We start from the raw sequence: 15,982 nt of genomic DNA, 5'->3' as shown, positions 1-15,982 counted from the left end.
CCGCTCAGCCCGCGTCGAAGGGCTCGGTTCCCCGGGGCACGCCATCGGCACCGAGACTGATCTTCTCGATCCTGGCCTTTGCCGCATCGAGGCGCTGCTCGCACAGCCGCTTCAATGCGTCACCCTTGGAATAAAGCGAGATCGACTGGTCGAGCGGGACCTCGCCCGATTCCAGCTGCCGGACGATCGTCTCCAGCTGCTTCAGGGCATCCTCGAAAGAGAGGTCGGCGATGGCGGCACTGTCATCCATGGGCGAGGCTTTTGGGCTGGCGCGCGCCGGGGGTCAAGCCGGGACTGGCGATGACGGCCGGGCCTGCGCGCACCGAACGCGCGAATGGACCGCAGCGGGTGAACCGGGAACGGGCCGCCAGCGCGGCGGCCCGTTCGGCGTCAGATCTTCTTGAACGGATCCTGGAAGGTCGCACCACCGAAGGTCGACGACTGGTCGGCATGGACTTCGTCCACGCGGCGCGCGGCGGCATCGCGCTGGGCCCGCAGTTCTTCGATCAGAGCCTCGCGATCACCCTCCAGCCGGGTATCAGGAACGGCCTCGATGCCGGCGGCCTTCGCCGCCTTGGCGACGATCGCGTCGAGTTCGCGCTGCGAACAGAGACCGAGCGTGACCGGGTCCTTCGGAACAATGTTGGAGATGTTCCAGTGCGTCCGGTCGCGGATCGCCGCAATGGTGGTGCGGGTCGTGCCGATCAGCTTGGAAATCTGGCCGTCCGAAACCTCGGGATGGTTGCGGATGATCCAGGCGATGCCGTCGGGCTTGTCCTGACGCTTCGACACCGGCGTGTAGCGCGGGCCCTTGGTGCGGCGCAGCTGATCGGGGCCCTTCTGCATCACCAGCCGGTAATTGGCGTCCTTCTGGCCCTTTTCGATCTCGCTCATGGTCAGCTCGCCCGCGCGGACCGGATCGCGGCCGGTCAGCTTGGTAGCCGCCATGTCGTCGGCGATGGCCTGGATCTCGAGGATGTGCAGACCGCAGAACTCGGCGATCTGCTGGAAGCTGAGCGCGGTGTTGTCGACCAGCCACGAAGCGGTGGCGTGGGGCATGAGCGGCTGGGCCATGGCGGTCCTCCAAATAAAAGGGCCGCCCCTTCACGGAGCGGCCTGAGCGTTGCCATGATGTACTGAACCCGCGCGCGAAGCACAAGGCTGGACGTGCGATGGGCGGTTCCGGCCCAGGCGTCACGCGGCCTGGCGACTGCGCCCTACGCCTTGAGGGACCAGCGCCGCGAGAAACTGCTCCGCGCTGCGGCGCCAGCCGAAGGTCGCTCCATAAGCCGCGGCGGCGCCCCGATCGCATGTCAGGGCCTCGCGGATAGCGACCGACAGATCCTCTTCCATCGCGGAGGATGCGCGATCGAGCACGTCGATGGGACCGGTTACCGGAAAGGCTGCAACCGGCGTGCCGCAGGCAAGCGCCTCGATCATTACCAGCCCGAAAGTATCGGTGCGGCTGGGGAAGACGAAGACATCGGCTCCGGCATAAGCGGAGGCGAGATCCTCACCATGCAGCGCGCCCAGGAAGACCGCATCGGGGTAGCGCCGTTCGAGCCCCGCCCGGGCGGGACCGTCGCCGACCACGACCTTGGTGCCTTCGACACTGCCCGAGAGGAAGGCCTCGACATTTTTCTCCACGGCGACGCGCCCGACGTAGAGCTGAATTGGACGCGCCAAAGCGGCGAAAGCGGGATGCGCCGGACGGTCGGGGCGGAACAGCGCAAGGTCCACCCCCCTGCCCCAGCGCCGCACCGGGCCGATCCCGCGTGCATCGAGGACCGCCTCGATCGACGGCGTCGACGCCAGGATCGCAGCGGACGGGCCGTGGAACCAGCGGATGTAGCGCCAGAACCAGTCGGCCGGCATGCCGGTGCGCTCGGCCACATAGTCGGGAAACTGCGTGTGATAGGCGCTGGTGAAAGCCAGTTGGCGCGACAGGCAATAGCGGCGGGCCGCCAGACCGATCGGCCCCTCGGTCGCGACATGGATGGCATCGGCGCCGAATTCGGCGATGCGCCGGCCGACCCCGCCATGGGTGGTCAGCGCCAGTCGGATCTCGGGATAGCTGGGACAGGGCAGCGTGCGGAACTGGTCGGGCGCGATGACGCAGACCTCATGGCCCATAGCTGCGAGTTCGGCGGTCACTGCCTGCAGCGTCCGGACCACGCCGTTCACCTGCGGCGACCAAGCGTCGGTGGCGATCGCGATGCGCATCTCAGGCCGCCATAGCCGGAGCGATTTCGCGGCGGGCCGCGATCTCGTCGGCCCAGTGGAGCACCTCGAGCCGGCCGTCGAAATGTTCGACCAGCGCAGTGCAGCCTTCGACCCAGTCACCGTCGTTGTAATAGACGATCCCGCCGAAATCGCGGATTTCGGCCGTGTGGATGTGGCCGCAGACCACGCCGTCGACGCCGCGATCGCGCGCCTCATGCGCCACCGCTTCCTCGAAGCGGGAGATGAACTCGACCGCGTTCTTGACCTTGTGCTTGGCGTGCTTGGACAGCGACCAATAGGGGAGGTCGAGCCGCTGCCGCACCGCGTTGATCACGATGTTCAGCCGCATCAGCCCCGAATAGGCAGCGTCCCCCAGGAAGGCGAGCCAGCGATGGCACATGACGACCGCGTCGAACTCGTCGCCATGCGTTACCATCAGGCGGCGGCCATCGGCGGTATCGTGGATCGCCTGACGCCGGATCTCGATCCCGCCGAAGGTCAGGCCGGAGAATTGCCGGAACATCTCGTCATGATTGCCGGGAATATAGACGACCCGCGTGCCGCGCTTCGCGCGCTTCATCACCCGCCAGACGATGTCGTTGTGCGCCGAAGGCCAGTACCAGCTGCGGCGCAGCTTCCAGCCGTCGATGATGTCGCCGACCAGATACATGGTCTCGCTGTCGGTCGAATCGAGAAAGTCGATCAGCATCGCCGCATTGCAGCCGCGCGTGCCCAGATGGACGTCCGAAATCCAGATCGTCCGGAAACGCTTCCGCTTTCTGTCCGCTTCCGGAATGGTCGGGCGCAGATCCTGGAAGTCCGCGATCCGGGTGATGGCATTCATCGCTCGTCTCCTGGCTGGATGACGTGCGAAGCCTATGATTCAACATTGTTACAGCCGCCTTGGGGTTTCGCTTACGGCTTTGTGACAGCTGTTGAGGCCTCGTCTCAGAAGGCGGCAAATTATCCCAGTCAGTCCAATTCGATAACCAAACAACGTCAGATCGGCGAACAAGTCGGTTTCTGTCCGGGAAAGGAGCGGCTAAGCGCACGCCGGGCCAAGAGGGAGGCGCAAACATGCAGGTCTATGGCGATTCGATCTCGGGCAATTGCCTGAAGGTCAAATGGGCGGCGGCGATTCTCGGCATCGCGATCGAGTGGATCGAGACCAGCGTGCTCGCTGGATCGACACGCAGCGCAGCCTTTCTGGAAAAGAACCCGGCCGGCCAGGTGCCCCTCCTCGTCCGCGACGACGGCAGCTGTCTGGCGCAGTCCAATGCGATCATGCTGCATCTGGCCGAGGGCAGCCCGCTCGTACCGACCGATCCGATTCTGCGGGCGAAGATGTACGAGTGGCTGTTCTGGGAGCAGTATAGCCACGAGCCCTATGTCGCCGTGGCGCGCTTCCAGATGCATTATCTGGGCAAGGCGCAGAGCGAAGTGGAGCCGAAAATCGTCGAACGGGGCAAGGCCGCGCTCGCGCTGCTCGATCGCCAACTGACGGGAGCGGACTGGCTCGTCGGCGACGGCCTCACCCTCGCCGACATCGCACTGGTCGCCTATAGCCGCGTCGCACATGAAGGCGGGTTCGACCTTGGCGACTATCCGGCGCTGCAACGCTGGATCGCACGGGTCGAGGCAAGATTGTGCATCTGAGCATAGCGCCATCCCGGCGGGAACCCGGGATGGCGCATGTGCTGGTACCGAACGCCGCGTCAGGCGACCTGATGGTCGGCCGCGACATTTTCGCGCAGCCAGGCGAGAACATTGTCGGGCGAGCTCACACCATAGGGGTCTTCGTCCGAACCGTCGTCATTGATGCCGGGCTCTTCGAACCAGGCGACGACACGGCCATCCTCGACCACCATCGAATAGCGCCAGGAGCGATCGCCGAAGCCGAGATGATCCTTCTTGATCAGCATGCCCATGCGGCGGGTGAAGTCGCCCGACCCGTCGGGCAGCATCTTGACCTTGTCGACGCCCAGATGCTTGCCCCACTGGTACATCACGAAGGCATCGTTGACCGACAGGCAATAGACGTCGTCGGCACCGGCCGCGCGAAGGTCCTCATAGGAGCGCTCGTAGGCAGGGCACTGTTCGGTGCTGCATGTCGGGGTGAAGGCGCCCGGGAGCGCGAACACTACGACGCGGCGGCCCTTGAACAGTTCGCCGGTGTGGACATCCTGCCAGCGGAACGGATTGGGTCCGCCGACGCTTTCGTCACGGACACGGGTTTTCAGGGTAACATCGGGAACGGTACGGCCCAGCATCGATAATCTCCTTGATCTGCGGTGACAGCCATATGCCCGAGCCCCGTTGATCGATCCAATTGGATTATGTGCTTTGAGTGATCGATTTTCTTACGCAGACAGCCGTATATGACCGAATCCGCCCACAACGCCCGATCAGCGCTGGGCTGGGTGCCGCGCCAGCCGAAATAGGGTGTCTAGCTGATAGGCCCTTCGGCGCGGCCCTGGACGAACTGGTCCACATAGGGATTGCCGCTGTCGTACAGACGGTCGCGCGGACCGGTCCAGACGATCCGTCCCTGATAGAGCATCGCGACACGGTGCGCGATCTTGCGCGCCGACGCCATGTCATGGGTGATCGTCAGCGCGGTCACGCCCAGTTCCTCGACCAGTTCGACGATCAGGTCGTTGATCACGTCTGCCCGGATCGGGTCGAGACCCGTCGTGGGTTCGTCGAAGAAGATGATCTCCGGCCGGGGTGCGATCGCACGGGCCAGCGCGACGCGTTTCTGCATACCGCCCGACAGTTCGCTCGGGCGAAGGTCGAGGACTTTCGCGTCGAGGCCGACCCGCTCCAGATTTTCGGTGGCGATGCGCCGCATATTGGCAGCATCGCGCAGCCGGCCCTGGGTCAGCGCGAAGGTGACGTTGCGCCAGATGGGCAGCGAGTCGAACAGCGCCGAACCCTGGAACAACATGCCGAATTTGGCGCGGGCCCGCTCGAGCTCACGCGTCGACATCGAGGCGAGGTCTTCGCCATCGACCCGGATCTCACCCCGGTCGGGACGGATCAGGCCGAGGATGCATTTGAGCATCACCGACTTGCCGCTGCCCGACTGGCCGATGATGACCATCGATTCGCCGCGCTCGATGGTGAGGTCGACCCCGTCGAGGACCCGGTTGGTGCCGAAGGCCTTGCCGACACTGCTGAGGATGATCTTCGGTTCGCTCGCCATCAGCCGAACGCCACAAGGGTGATGATCATGTTGCTCAGCAGGATGAGGATGAAAGCCGACACGACCGCGTCGGTGGTCGCACGGCCGACACCGGCGGCGCCGCCCTGCGCCTTGAAGCCGTGATAGCATCCCATCAGGGCGATGAAGAAACCGAAGAAAGCTGACTTCACGACAGCCATCTGCAGGTCGGTCGCCGTCAGATACTGGCGGGTGGTCTGCAGATAGCCGATCGCGTTGAAGTCGAGCTTGTACACCGCGACGAAATAGCCCCCGAAGATACCGATCGCATTGGCGATGAGCACCATCAGCGGAATGGCAATCAGCGCGGCGATGAGCCGGGGGGCAATCAGATAGCGATAGGGATCGGTGCGCAGGGTCGTCAGCGCGTCGAGCTGTTCGGTCACGCGCATCGTACCGAGTTCGGCCGCCATCGCCGACGACACGCGGCCCGCCACCATCAGGCCCACCAGCACCGGGCCGAGTTCGCGGACGATGCCGAGCACAACGATCGCGGGCACGGTCGAGGTGGCGTTGAAGCGTGAGCCTGCGGTGAAGGTCTGCTGCGCCAGCGCCGCGCCCGAAAAGATCGCGGTCATGCCGACGACCGGCAGCGAGAACCAGCCGATCTGGAGCATCTGCTCGAACAGCCTGGCGGGATAATAAGGTGGCCGGACCGCCCGGGACAATGTGGTCGACGCAAAGACGGCGACCCGTCCGATGGCACCAAGCGCATTGATCAGGACACGCCCGATCGACGCGAAGAAAGCGATGATTGGCTGCAAAACCGCGTACGTCCTACTCTGTCCAAAGCCGCTGATAGCGGGAGCCGAGCCCTGTCAGCAACTCATATTGCGACAAGCCGGTAAGGCCGGATGCCTCGTCGAGCCGATAGTCGATGGCAAGCCAGTCGCCCTCCCCGACCCCGACCGAACCCACATCGACCGCAATTAGATCCATCGAAACGCGTCCGACCAGCGGGCAGGCGGTGTCGCCCAGCCGGGCCCCGCCCTTGCCCGCAAAGGCGCGCAGATAGCCATCGGCATAGCCGAGGTTGAGGATCGCGATCCGCGTCGGCCGTTCGGCAACGAAGGTCGCGCCATAGCCGACGCTCTGCCCCGGCTGCACGGTGCGGAGCTGAAGGACCTGAGCCTCGATCCCGGCCACCGGGCGGATATGCCCCTGCGCTGCCGGATGGGGAATGCCGCCATAGAGCGCCAGACCCGGACGCGTCAGATCGAAGCCGAAAGCCGGACCAAGGCAAGCGCCCGCCGAATTGGCGAGACTGTAGCGCCGGGCGGGGATGCTGGCCGCAAGCTCGGCGAAGGTGGCGCGCTGTCGTTCGGTCAGCGGATGGCCCGGCTCGTCGGCGCAGGCGAGATGGCTGAGCAGCAGATCGATGGCCAGTCCGTCGAGCAGACCCGAGCAGGCCTCTTCCACGGTCAGGCCAAGCCGGTTCATGCCGGTGTCGACCATCACGTCGCAGGGGCGATCCGGTGCCGCCTGCTTCCAGCGGGCGATCATCGCGGCGCTGTTGAGCACGGGGCGCGCGGATGAGGCCAGCGCCGCCTCCATATCCTCCTCCCGAACGCCATGGAGAACCGACAGTGCGGCGCCCGGCGGGAGGCCAAGCTGGTCCGCCTCGGCCCAGGTCGCAACGAAGAAGTCGCGGCATCCGGCCTTCGTCAGGCGACGGGCGACCTCGGACGCGCCGAGCCCATAGCCATCCGCTTTCACCGCCGCGCCGGCCGGAGCGCCGCCCTGCCCGGCCAGCCAGCGCCAGTTCGCGACGAGGGCGTCGGCGTCGAGGGTCAGACGGAGGGGCAGATGCGCGGGGATCACCCGAGCGCGATAGCCGCCCCTGCCGCGCTATTCCAGTTCTTTGCCTGCGGTTTCCGGAAGCCAGAGCAAAGTCACCACCAGCGCCATCGCCGCGACGCCGACCGTGTACCAGAGACCGGCAAATGGATCGCCCGACCGCGCGACCATATATTGGCTGATGAAGGGCAGGAATCCGCCGAAATAGCCGGTGCCGATATGATAGGGCACCGACATCGAGGTGTAGCGGACCCGGGCCGGAAACATCTCGACGAGGAGCGCTGCGGCGGGGCCATAGGTCATGCCTGAAAGACAGCCGATCGCGATGATGCCGAGCGCGATGCGCAGGCCGGCGCCGAAGCTTGGCGTGATCTTGTCCAGTCGATAGCCCGCCTCGGTCAGCGCCACATCCAGCGCTGCGGGATCGTCGATGTCCACCGGCATTCCGCCGATCGTCACGACCGGCGCGCTGCCGTCCGTCGACTTGGCCGTCTGATAGGCCACGCCCTTGCGCGACAAGGCGTCGAGGATGCGGCCGCAGGCGGTCGCCTGCTCCTTGGCGAAGGGGTCGTAGCTGCAATCGCTCCCGCGCACGACCACCGGGGAGCGCTCCATCGCCGCCGCCAAATCGGGATTGGCGGCATTGCCCATCCAGTGAAAGATCGGGAACATGAGCGCGATCGTCAGCACATAGCCCGCGACTATGATCCGCCGCCGGCCCAGCTTGTCGGACAGCCAGCCGAACAGGATGAACCAGCCGAGGCTGAACAGCGCGCCCACCCCGATCACGAGGCGCGCGGCGTCATCCTCGAGGCGGAGGCTGTTCTGAAGGAAGTAGAGCGCCTGAAACTGCGCGGTGTACCAGACGACGGTCAGGCCGGCCGCGACCCCGAACAGCGCGACGAGCACCATGCGGATCTTGGGCCAGCTGTCGAAACTCTCGCGTAGCGGGTTGCGTGCGACCTGGCCGGCCTCCTTCATCGCCTTGAAGACCGGGCTCTCCTTGAGCTTGAGCCGGATCCAGAGCGAGATGCCGAGCAGTACCAGCGAGAAGAGAAAGGGAATGCGCCAGCCCCAGGCCTCGAACTCCGCATCGCTGATCACCAGCCCTGCACCGAGCACGACGATCAGGCTGAGCAGGAAGCCACCGACCACCCCCGACTGGATGAAGCTGGTGTAGAGCCCCCTCCGGTCGGACGGCGCATGTTCGGCGACATAGATCGCCGCACCGCCATATTCGCCGCCGAGCGCCAGGCCCTGAAGGACGCGGCACAGCACGAGCAGGATCGGCGCCGCGACGCCGATCGTCTCATAGGTCGGCAGAACACCCACGGCAGCAGTGGCGACGCCCATCAATGCGATCGTGACGAGGAAGGTATATTTGCGACCCAGCCGGTCGCCGAGCACCCCGAAGAAGACCGCCCCCAGCGGCCGCATGCCGAAACCGACGCCGAAGCTGGCGAGGAAGATCAGGAAGCTGACCGCCGGATTGTCGGACGGAAAGAAGTGACCCGCGACGATGCCGGCGAGCGTGCCGTAGATGAAGAAATCATACCATTCGAACACGGTACCCAGGGTGGATGCGAGGATGACCAGACGGTCCCGCTTCGCATCGATCGTGCCTGCCCCCAACGTCGCTCTCCCCGCCGTCTGTTTATCGGGCGGACTATGGCAGAGCCGGCACGCACGACAAGGGCGAGAGCGTCTTCAGTCCGTCGCCGGAGCCTGAGCCTTTGGCGGGTCCATCAGCGGATGCTTGGCGTTGACCAGCTCGACCAGATGCGCGCTGTTCACATGGGTGTAGATCTGCGTCGTTCCGATATCGGCATGGCCGAGCATCGTCTGCAGCGCGCGCAGATCGGCACCACCTTCGAGCAGATGGGTGGCGAAGGCGTGGCGCAGCACGTGCGGGCTGATCCGCTCGGGCGGTATCCCGGCCTCGGCGGCGAGCTCGCGGACCAGCTGGAACAGCCGGACCCGGCTGAGATGGCTATGGCCCGAGGGAAACAGCCAGGGCTGGTCGGCAGGGACATGCGCCGACCAGTCGGCAACTGCCGAGCGCGCGCGGTCGGAAATCGGCACCAGCCGCTCGCGTCCGCCCTTGCCGCGCAGGATCAGGAAGGGCCGGTCGCCCCGCAGGGCATGGCGCGGCAGAGAGACGAGTTCGGTCGCGCGCAGGCCCGATCCGTACAGCAGTTCGAACAGCGCGATCAGCCGCAGCGTCAGCGGATCGCCATGACGGTCGCGGCGTCGCTCCTCCAGCGCCGCGAACAGCCGATCGATATCGCCATGGCCGAGGGTGCGGGGCAGCGCCCGCTGCACCGCAGGACGCGGCAAGGCATCGGAGGGATCGTCGCGGCGGATACCCTCTTCTTCCAGAAAGGCGAAGAAGCGCCGCAGCACCGAGGATTTACGCGCCACCGAGGTTCGGCTGAGCGGCATCCATTCAGCGCCGAGCCGCTGGATATCCTCCGCACCTGCGGAAACCAGCAAACCACCCAACGTCGACGACGCCGCCCGCAGATCCGAACCATAGGCCAGCAGCGTATTGCGTGCCGCGCCGCCCTCGGCCGCGAGCATCTCCAGAAACTGTGCGATGGCCTCGACATCCTTCATCGGATTTCAGTTCCGCCGCGCGGTCGCGAAGTCGAGCGCGGACGGCCCCTCCGTCACAGCCGGGTCATCGCCTCCGCAGCGATCATCCGCGCCTCGCCGTCGAGTCCCGCATTGTGAAGTGCGCGGATCATCGTCGCGAACATCGGCGACGAAATCCCGCCCCAGCCGGTGCGCTGCATGCCCGCCGCGACCATCAGCAGCACGGTGCCCGTCTCCTTCCGATCCGCCGCCTGCAACAGGATCCGAGCCCAGTTGCTGCGATTGTCGAAGCCAACGCCATTGTCCGACAGCAGCTTCATCTGATCCTCGGTCTGCAACCGGTCCAGCCCGGCGAGCGCACCCAGCAGCAGGCGCAGCTTGTGCGGGTTGGTGTCGGCCCAGCGCTCGGCAACGGCCGAAAGACGGTCGGCGGAAACATCGACCGAGATAGTGGGCGTTCCTACGGCGAGGATCGCCCAGGCCGGATCGCCCTTCTCGCCCGACATGCCCGACACGACCGGCGACCAGCCGGCGGCCTTGCGATCGAGGCCCGCCGCCATCATCGCGCCGACCAGTTCGGCGGCATCGCCGGCATGGTCGCTGTCGGGCCTGATGCGCGCGGCGGCTCGGGCGGTGAGGATCAGCGCGGCGTAGCGGTCGCCCTTGCCTTCCTCGCCCCAGGCCTCCCCGGTCCAGAAGGCGCGCATCGCTGCCAGCCGCGCATCGTCGCTGTCGGCGACGTAGCAGGCGCGCAGGCGAGCGGCCGGGCTGTCCCCGGTGAATTCGCCACTGTCTTCGGCCGCCTGCGAAAACAGATCGACCAGCGCGGAATTGGAGAAGACACCCAGACGCGCCGCCGTCAGCGCCGCCGTCATGCGTTCGGCGGCAGGGATCATCGGCGCGCGCGCGCCCCAGGCGATCGTCTGCGGACCGACCGTACGATAGAGATCGGCAGGGATCGTCAGTCCGAGCGCATTGGCCATGCCGAAGCGCCAGCTGGTCAGCTGGTTCACCCCGGTCCATTCGACCTCGACGCTGCGACGCCCGGCCCCGTTGACCGCCATCATGCGCTCGGCCAGCTGAACGTCGATCCCGCGCGGGTCGCGGGTGCGGCGGCGGGCCTGGTCCATCAGCACGTCGGCGATCGCGGTGTCGCCCGACAGGGCCGAGCAGACCGCGCGCGCCATCGGCCAGATCGGCTCGCGGCTGCGGATCGCACCGCCATCGGCAAGCGGGCAGAGCCCCGAGACATCGGCGGTCGCCAGCGCGGCCTGTCCCGCCACGGCATAGAGCTTGGCGTTGAAGCGATCGACGTCGACGCTTTGTACGAGCATCGCCGCGCCGTCCGCCTCGCCCATCCGCAGCAGCAGCCAGGCGCGTTCCGCCACCCAGTCGGGCGCGGAGACATTGTCCGGCGTCGGTACCTTGGTGACCAGCGCGCGGCGGAGCGCGATCGAGGCCCAGCGCGAGGCGAGCGGCGCATCGAGGCGGCGCATCATCGTCGACAGGAAGCGGCCATCGCGCGCTCCCCAGCTGGCGCGGCCATAGCCGCTGCCAAGCCCGACCATGTCGATCGAACGCCGCGCCGAATCGGGCAGCTCGGCCTGTCGCGACACGGGCTGCGGCGGTGCCACCGTCGCGAAGATCGCTGGATCGAGCACCAGCGAAGGCGTCGGCGTAGCCGGCGACGCCGGGTTCTGCGCCGACGCGTTCGCAGCGGTCTGGGACGGCGCAGGCGTGGGCGTGGGCTGCGGTCGGGCAGCCGGCGGCGCCTGACCGAAGCCCGGAGGCAGCAGCGATTCCTGGGCAATCGCAGCCGCAGCGGCGAGAGCCGTCAGGCCGGTGCCGACCGCGAGCAGCAGGCGTGCGCGCGGCCGGCCCGAAAGCTTATTGCGCGGCGGCTTCATTCAGCATCGCCTTTTCGACGGCCACCGGCGCCTGTTCGGTATCGACGAAGCTCAGTCCCACGAGGGCGAGAACGATGACCAGGACGATCGAAAGGAGAATGAAACTGAACCGCGACATGGAATTCCCTTGGGTGGACGGGCAGGTTGCAATCGACGGGCTTTTGCCCGAGGGGGCGCCCATGTGTATAGCCCTCGACGACATGTCGCAAAGCCTGCCTCCCACGACCCCGCGTTTCGACCGCCCGTTGGTCCTGATCGGTCTCATGGGCGTGGGCAAGTCGACGATCGGAAAGAGGCTGGCAGGCCGGCTGCATCTGCCCTTCGTCGATGCCGACCACGAGATCGAGCGCGCGGCTGGCCTCACCATCAGCGAGATTTTCGCGCGCTTCGGCGAAAAGGAATTTCGGGACGGTGAACGCCGGGTCATCGGCCGGCTGATCGACGGAAAGCCCAAGATCATCGCGACCGGCGGGGGGGCCTTCATGCAGGAAGAGACCCGCAACCTGATTCTCGAAAAGGCGCTGGCGATCTGGCTCGACGCCGATATCGAGGTGCTCGCCGACCGCGTCTCCCGGCGCGAAGGCACCCGCCCGCTGCTGAAGAACCGCGACCCGCGCGAGGCGCTGACCGAGCTCGCGGCCATCCGCAACCCGATCTACGCGCTTGCCCCGATCCACGTGCGCAGCCAGCCGCTGCCGCATGACGCCACGGTCGACGCCATAATGAAAGCCCTGTCCGCATGACGATCCGCGTCGCGCTCGGTGAGCGCAGCTACGACATCAGCATCGAGAATGGCGCGCTCGACCGCGCCGGCGAATTGCTCGCGCCTTATGCGGCGCGCAGCCGATTCATCGTTGTCACCGACCGCAATATCGTTCCGAATCAGCTCTATAGACTGGAAACTTCACTGACGGCCGCAGGTATTGCCTGCGCCGTCGAGGTGCTGCCTCCCGGCGAGTCCACCAAGAGCTGGGCGATGCTGGAGAAGCTGACCGACGCGATGCTCGCTTATGGCGTCGAGCGGAACGACACGATCATCGCGCTCGGCGGGGGCGTGATCGGCGATCTGGTCGGCTTCGCGGCCTCGATCGTCAAGCGCGGCTGCCGCTTCGTCCAGGTGCCCACCACCCTGCTGTCGCAGGTCGATTCCTCGGTGGGTGGCAAGACCGCGATCAACAGCCGCGCGGGCAAGAATCTGATCGGCGCCTTCTACCAGCCGGCGCATGTTCTGATCGATCCGACCACGCTCGACACCCTTCCCGTCCGAGAAGTGCGCGCCGGCTATGCCGAGGTCGTCAAATATGGGCTGATCGACGACCCGACCTTCTTCGCCTGGTGCGAAGCCAATGTCCGCCATTTGCTCGGCGGCGCGTCCGAAGCGCGGCTCGAGGCGATCGGCAAGAGCGTGGCGGCAAAGGCTCGCATCGTCGGCGAGGACGAACGCGAGACGAGCGGGCGGCGCGCGCTGCTCAACCTCGGTCACACTTTCGGCCATGCACTGGAGGCCGAAACGGGCTTCTCGGATCGCCTGCTCCACGGCGAAGCGGTGGCGGCCGGGATGGCCCTCGCCTTCCGATTCTCCGCATCGCAGGGCCTGTGCAGCGCCGAGGATGCCCGGCGGGTCACCGAACACCTCGCCGCCGCCGGCCTGCCGACGACGCTCGATGCCGCTGGCGTCGATGCGCGCGGCGAAGCGCTGGTCGCGCACATGTTGCACGACAAGAAGATGGAAGGCGGCCGCCTGCCCTTCCTGCTCGCGCGCGGGATCGGCCAGACCTTCCTCGACAAGCAGGTCGATCTGGCGACGGTCGCCCGCTTCCTCGACACCGACCGCGGCTGAGCGGGTCACCTCCGTTTCCGATCCTTCGTCGGTTGGCCATGAAGGCGGGCTAGGATAGGCTCCTCGGATTGAGGAGATTCTGTGCTTAGCTTTCTTGCCGCAGGGGAAAATCTGGTTTTCGTGATCGCGCTCGCGGTCATGCTCCTCGTCGGTATCGTCGAAGTTGCGGGCCTTGGCGCAAGCGCACTGGGCTCGGATCTCGACATCGATGCGGACAGCGATTGGCTAGGCTGGCTCGGCTTCGGGCGACTGCCGCTCCTCATGCTGATCGTCCTGTTTCTCGGCTGTTTCGCTGTTACCGGATTGATCGGTCAGCAGATCGCGCGGGACCTGTCGGGATCGCTGTTGCCCGGCTGGGCGGCGGTGCCTGGCGCCGGTCTGCTCGCCCTGCCCCTCACCGGGCTGTTAGCGCGCGGCATCGCCCGAGTCATGCCGCGCGACGAGACCACCGCCATCGCCCAGGACCAGCTGGTCGGTCTGCACGGCCATATCGTGGTCGGCACGGCCAGCCGGGGCCATCCCGCGCGGACCCGGGTCCGCGATTTTCACGGGCAGGACCATTATGTAATGGCCGAACCCGACATGCCCGACACGCGCTTCGCGGAAGGCGACGAGATCCTTCTCGTGCGCCGCGAGGGCCAGATCTTCCGCGCGATCAGCAGCGGCGCTCCCCCCTTCTCACAGTGGATCGAACGATGAGCAATTTGCCGATATCCGCCTCCGACAGCCTCATCGAAGGCGGGCGGAGCATCTACCTGATCGCACCGGCGGTCGTCGTCCTGACGCTCCTCGTGCTAGGCTTCATTCTGGCGCGTCTTTATCGTCGTGCATCGAAGGAGATCGCCTTCGTCCGCACGGGCTTCGGCGGAGAGAAGGTGGTGATGAACGGCGGCGCCATCGTGCTACCCGTCTTCCATGAGACGATGCCGGTGAACATGAACACCGTGCGCTTGGCGGTCGAACGCAAGAATGCCGACGCGCTGATCACGCTCGATCGGCTGCGCATCGACGTGAAGGCCGAATTCTACGTCCGAGTCCGCCCCGATCGCGAGGCCATCGCCATGGCCGCGCAGACATTGGGCATGCGCACGATGCGTTCGGAGGACCTCAAGGAACTGGTCGAAGGCAAGTTCGTCGATGCGCTGCGATCGGTCGCGGCGGGCATGACGATGAATCAGCTGCACGAGCAACGCTCCGACTTCGTCCAGAAGGTGCAGCAGGTTTCGTCCGCCGACCTGGCGATGAACGGTCTCGAACTCGAATCGGTCTCGCTGACCGGTCTCGACCAGACATCGATCGAGCATTTCAACGCCAACAACGCGTTCGACGCCGAAGGCCTGACCAAGCTCACCGAGCAGATCGAGTTGCGCAAGAAGGCCCGCAACGACATCGAGCAGGACACCCGCGTCCAGATCGAAGCCAAGAATCTCGAGGCGCAGCGTCAGTCCTTTCTGATCTCCCGCGACAATGAGTTCGCCCGGCTCGAGCAAGAGCGCGAGATCGAGATGCGCCGCGCCGAGCAGATGTCCGAGATCGCGCGCCAGCAGTCCGAGCGCCAGCGCGAGGCGGAGCAGGCGCGGATCGAGGCGAAGCAACTGACCGACGCCGCGCAGATCGAGGCCGATCGCGCCGTGCAGGAAGCGAAGATCGCCCAGACCCAGGCGCTCGAAATCGCCCGCCAAGAGCAGCAGATCGCGGTCCAGAACAAGAGCCGCGAGGAGAGCCAGGCCAAGGCGGAGGCGGACAAGGCGCGCGCCGCCGCCGTTGCCGCCGAGGAACAGGTCACGACCGCGCGCGAAACCGAGATCGCCGAGCGCGCCAAACGGATCGAGCTGATCCAGGCGGCGAAGGAAGCCGAGCGCCAGGCGCTGGGCATCAAGGTCGAGGCCGAGGCCGAGAAGCAGGCTGCCGCCGACCGCGCCGCTGCGGTGCGTGCTGCGGCGGAGGGCGAGGCCGAAGCCGAGAAGCTGCGCGCCGAGGCCTCGCGCGTCCGCTTCGAGGTCGAGGCCGCCGGCAAGCGTGCCGTCAACGAAGCCGCCAACCTGTTATCTTCGGAGAATATCTCGCTGCAGGCGAAGCTCGAACTGCTGCGCGTCCTGCCCGACATCATCCGCGAGGCCGCCAAGCCGATGGAGGCGATCGATTCGATCAAGATCGTGCAGGTCGACGGGCTGACCGGCGGCGGCGCTTCGGCAGGCGAAGGCTCAGGCGGCGGGGGCGAGGGCAATCTCGCCCAGTCGGCGGTCGCCGCAGCGCTCCGCTATCGCGCGCAGGCGCCGGTGGTGGACGGGCTGATGAAGGAACTCGGCCTCGACGGGTCGAGCCTCGATTCGCTGGTTTCAGGTGCAACGTCGCCCATCCGCGAGGAGGAAGACGTCAAGCCGAAAAAGGACTGAG

General features: G+C 66.4%; 17 protein-coding genes. 5 read left to right on the top strand and 12 right to left on the bottom strand.

Annotation, left to right across the window (positions count from 1 at the left end):
- Positions 1-4 precede the first annotated feature (4 nt).
- The 4 genes from ACNI3R_RS04840 to ACNI3R_RS04825 form a co-directional block, all read right to left on the bottom strand.
- A complete protein-coding gene (locus ACNI3R_RS04840) occupies positions 5-250 on the bottom strand; it encodes an exodeoxyribonuclease VII small subunit (protein ID WP_426180434.1) in 246 nt (81 codons plus the stop codon).
- A gap of 140 nt (positions 251-390) precedes the next feature.
- Complete coding sequence (locus tag ACNI3R_RS04835) at positions 391-1,074, bottom strand: DUF1013 domain-containing protein (protein ID WP_426180433.1); 684 nt, start codon at positions 1,072-1,074, stop codon at positions 391-393.
- A gap of 120 nt (positions 1,075-1,194) precedes the next feature.
- Positions 1,195-2,223 carry a glycosyltransferase family 4 protein gene (locus ACNI3R_RS04830; protein ID WP_426180431.1) on the bottom strand — a complete coding sequence of 343 codons (1,029 nt, stop codon included), beginning with the start codon at positions 2,221-2,223 and terminating at the stop codon, positions 1,195-1,197.
- Position 2,224: 1 nt separating this feature from the next.
- A complete protein-coding gene (locus tag ACNI3R_RS04825) occupies positions 2,225-3,067 on the bottom strand; it encodes a UDP-2,3-diacylglucosamine diphosphatase (protein WP_426180429.1) in 843 nt (280 codons plus the stop codon).
- Between the two features lie 233 nt (positions 3,068-3,300).
- On the opposite strand from ACNI3R_RS04825, the gene ACNI3R_RS04820 reads away from it, so the two are divergent.
- Positions 3,301-3,879 carry a glutathione S-transferase family protein gene (locus tag ACNI3R_RS04820; protein ID WP_426180427.1) on the top strand — a complete coding sequence of 193 codons (579 nt, stop codon included), beginning with the start codon at positions 3,301-3,303 and terminating at the stop codon, positions 3,877-3,879.
- A 59-nt stretch (positions 3,880-3,938) separates the two neighbouring features.
- On the opposite strand, the gene ACNI3R_RS04815 is transcribed toward ACNI3R_RS04820, so the two are convergent.
- The 8 genes from ACNI3R_RS04815 to ACNI3R_RS04780 form a co-directional block, all read right to left on the bottom strand.
- Complete coding sequence (locus tag ACNI3R_RS04815) at positions 3,939-4,493, bottom strand: peroxiredoxin (RefSeq protein WP_426180425.1); 555 nt, start codon at positions 4,491-4,493, stop codon at positions 3,939-3,941.
- A gap of 176 nt (positions 4,494-4,669) precedes the next feature.
- A complete protein-coding gene (locus ACNI3R_RS04810; RefSeq protein ID WP_426180423.1) occupies positions 4,670-5,428 on the bottom strand; it encodes an ABC transporter ATP-binding protein in 759 nt (252 codons plus the stop codon).
- A complete protein-coding gene (locus tag ACNI3R_RS04805; protein WP_426180421.1) occupies positions 5,428-6,210 on the bottom strand; it encodes an MlaE family ABC transporter permease in 783 nt (260 codons plus the stop codon). The genes ACNI3R_RS04810 and ACNI3R_RS04805 overlap by 1 nt, the downstream gene beginning before the upstream one ends.
- A gap of 13 nt (positions 6,211-6,223) precedes the next feature.
- On the bottom strand, positions 6,224-7,267 hold the full coding sequence (alr, locus tag ACNI3R_RS04800; RefSeq protein ID WP_426180419.1) for an alanine racemase: 1,044 nt from the start codon (positions 7,265-7,267) through the stop codon (positions 6,224-6,226).
- A 27-nt stretch (positions 7,268-7,294) separates the two neighbouring features.
- Entirely contained in the window at positions 7,295-8,875 is a 1,581-nt protein-coding gene (locus tag ACNI3R_RS04795) for an MFS transporter (protein ID WP_426180417.1), read from the bottom strand.
- 75 nt (positions 8,876-8,950) lie between these two features.
- A complete protein-coding gene (locus ACNI3R_RS04790; RefSeq protein WP_426180415.1) occupies positions 8,951-9,859 on the bottom strand; it encodes a tyrosine-type recombinase/integrase in 909 nt (302 codons plus the stop codon).
- A 53-nt stretch (positions 9,860-9,912) separates the two neighbouring features.
- Positions 9,913-11,745: a hypothetical protein gene (locus tag ACNI3R_RS04785; protein ID WP_426180413.1), complete on the bottom strand. Its 1,833-nt coding sequence runs from the start codon at positions 11,743-11,745 to the stop codon at positions 9,913-9,915.
- Complete coding sequence (locus ACNI3R_RS04780) at positions 11,726-11,863, bottom strand: hypothetical protein (RefSeq protein WP_426180411.1); 138 nt, start codon at positions 11,861-11,863, stop codon at positions 11,726-11,728. Before ACNI3R_RS04780 ends, ACNI3R_RS04785 begins: the two co-directional genes overlap by 20 nt.
- A gap of 82 nt (positions 11,864-11,945) precedes the next feature.
- On the opposite strand from ACNI3R_RS04780, the gene ACNI3R_RS04775 reads away from it, so the two are divergent.
- The 4 genes from ACNI3R_RS04775 to ACNI3R_RS04760 all read left to right on the top strand — a co-directional run bounded on the left by ACNI3R_RS04775 (position 11,946) and on the right by ACNI3R_RS04760 (position 15,981).
- Entirely contained in the window at positions 11,946-12,488 is a 543-nt protein-coding gene (locus tag ACNI3R_RS04775; protein WP_426181447.1) for a shikimate kinase, read from the top strand.
- Positions 12,485-13,585 carry a 3-dehydroquinate synthase gene (gene aroB / locus ACNI3R_RS04770; RefSeq protein ID WP_426180409.1) on the top strand — a complete coding sequence of 367 codons (1,101 nt, stop codon included), beginning with the start codon at positions 12,485-12,487 and terminating at the stop codon, positions 13,583-13,585. Before ACNI3R_RS04775 ends, aroB begins: the two co-directional genes overlap by 4 nt.
- 81 nt (positions 13,586-13,666) lie before the next feature.
- Positions 13,667-14,284, top strand: a complete 618-nt coding sequence (locus ACNI3R_RS04765; protein WP_426180407.1) for a YqiJ family protein — start codon at positions 13,667-13,669, stop codon at positions 14,282-14,284.
- Positions 14,281-15,981 (top strand): flotillin family protein, encoded by a 1,701-nt coding sequence (locus ACNI3R_RS04760; protein ID WP_426180405.1) that lies wholly within the window; start codon positions 14,281-14,283, stop codon positions 15,979-15,981. The genes ACNI3R_RS04765 and ACNI3R_RS04760 overlap by 4 nt, the downstream gene beginning before the upstream one ends.
- Position 15,982: the final 1 nt, after the last annotated feature.

This window comes from Rhizorhabdus antheiae, from assembly GCF_049889055.1.
Taxonomy (GTDB): Bacteria; Pseudomonadota; Alphaproteobacteria; order Sphingomonadales; family Sphingomonadaceae; genus Rhizorhabdus.
The sequence above is the reverse complement of the archived record's forward strand: the minus strand, read 5'-3'. Positions and strand labels throughout refer to the sequence as shown.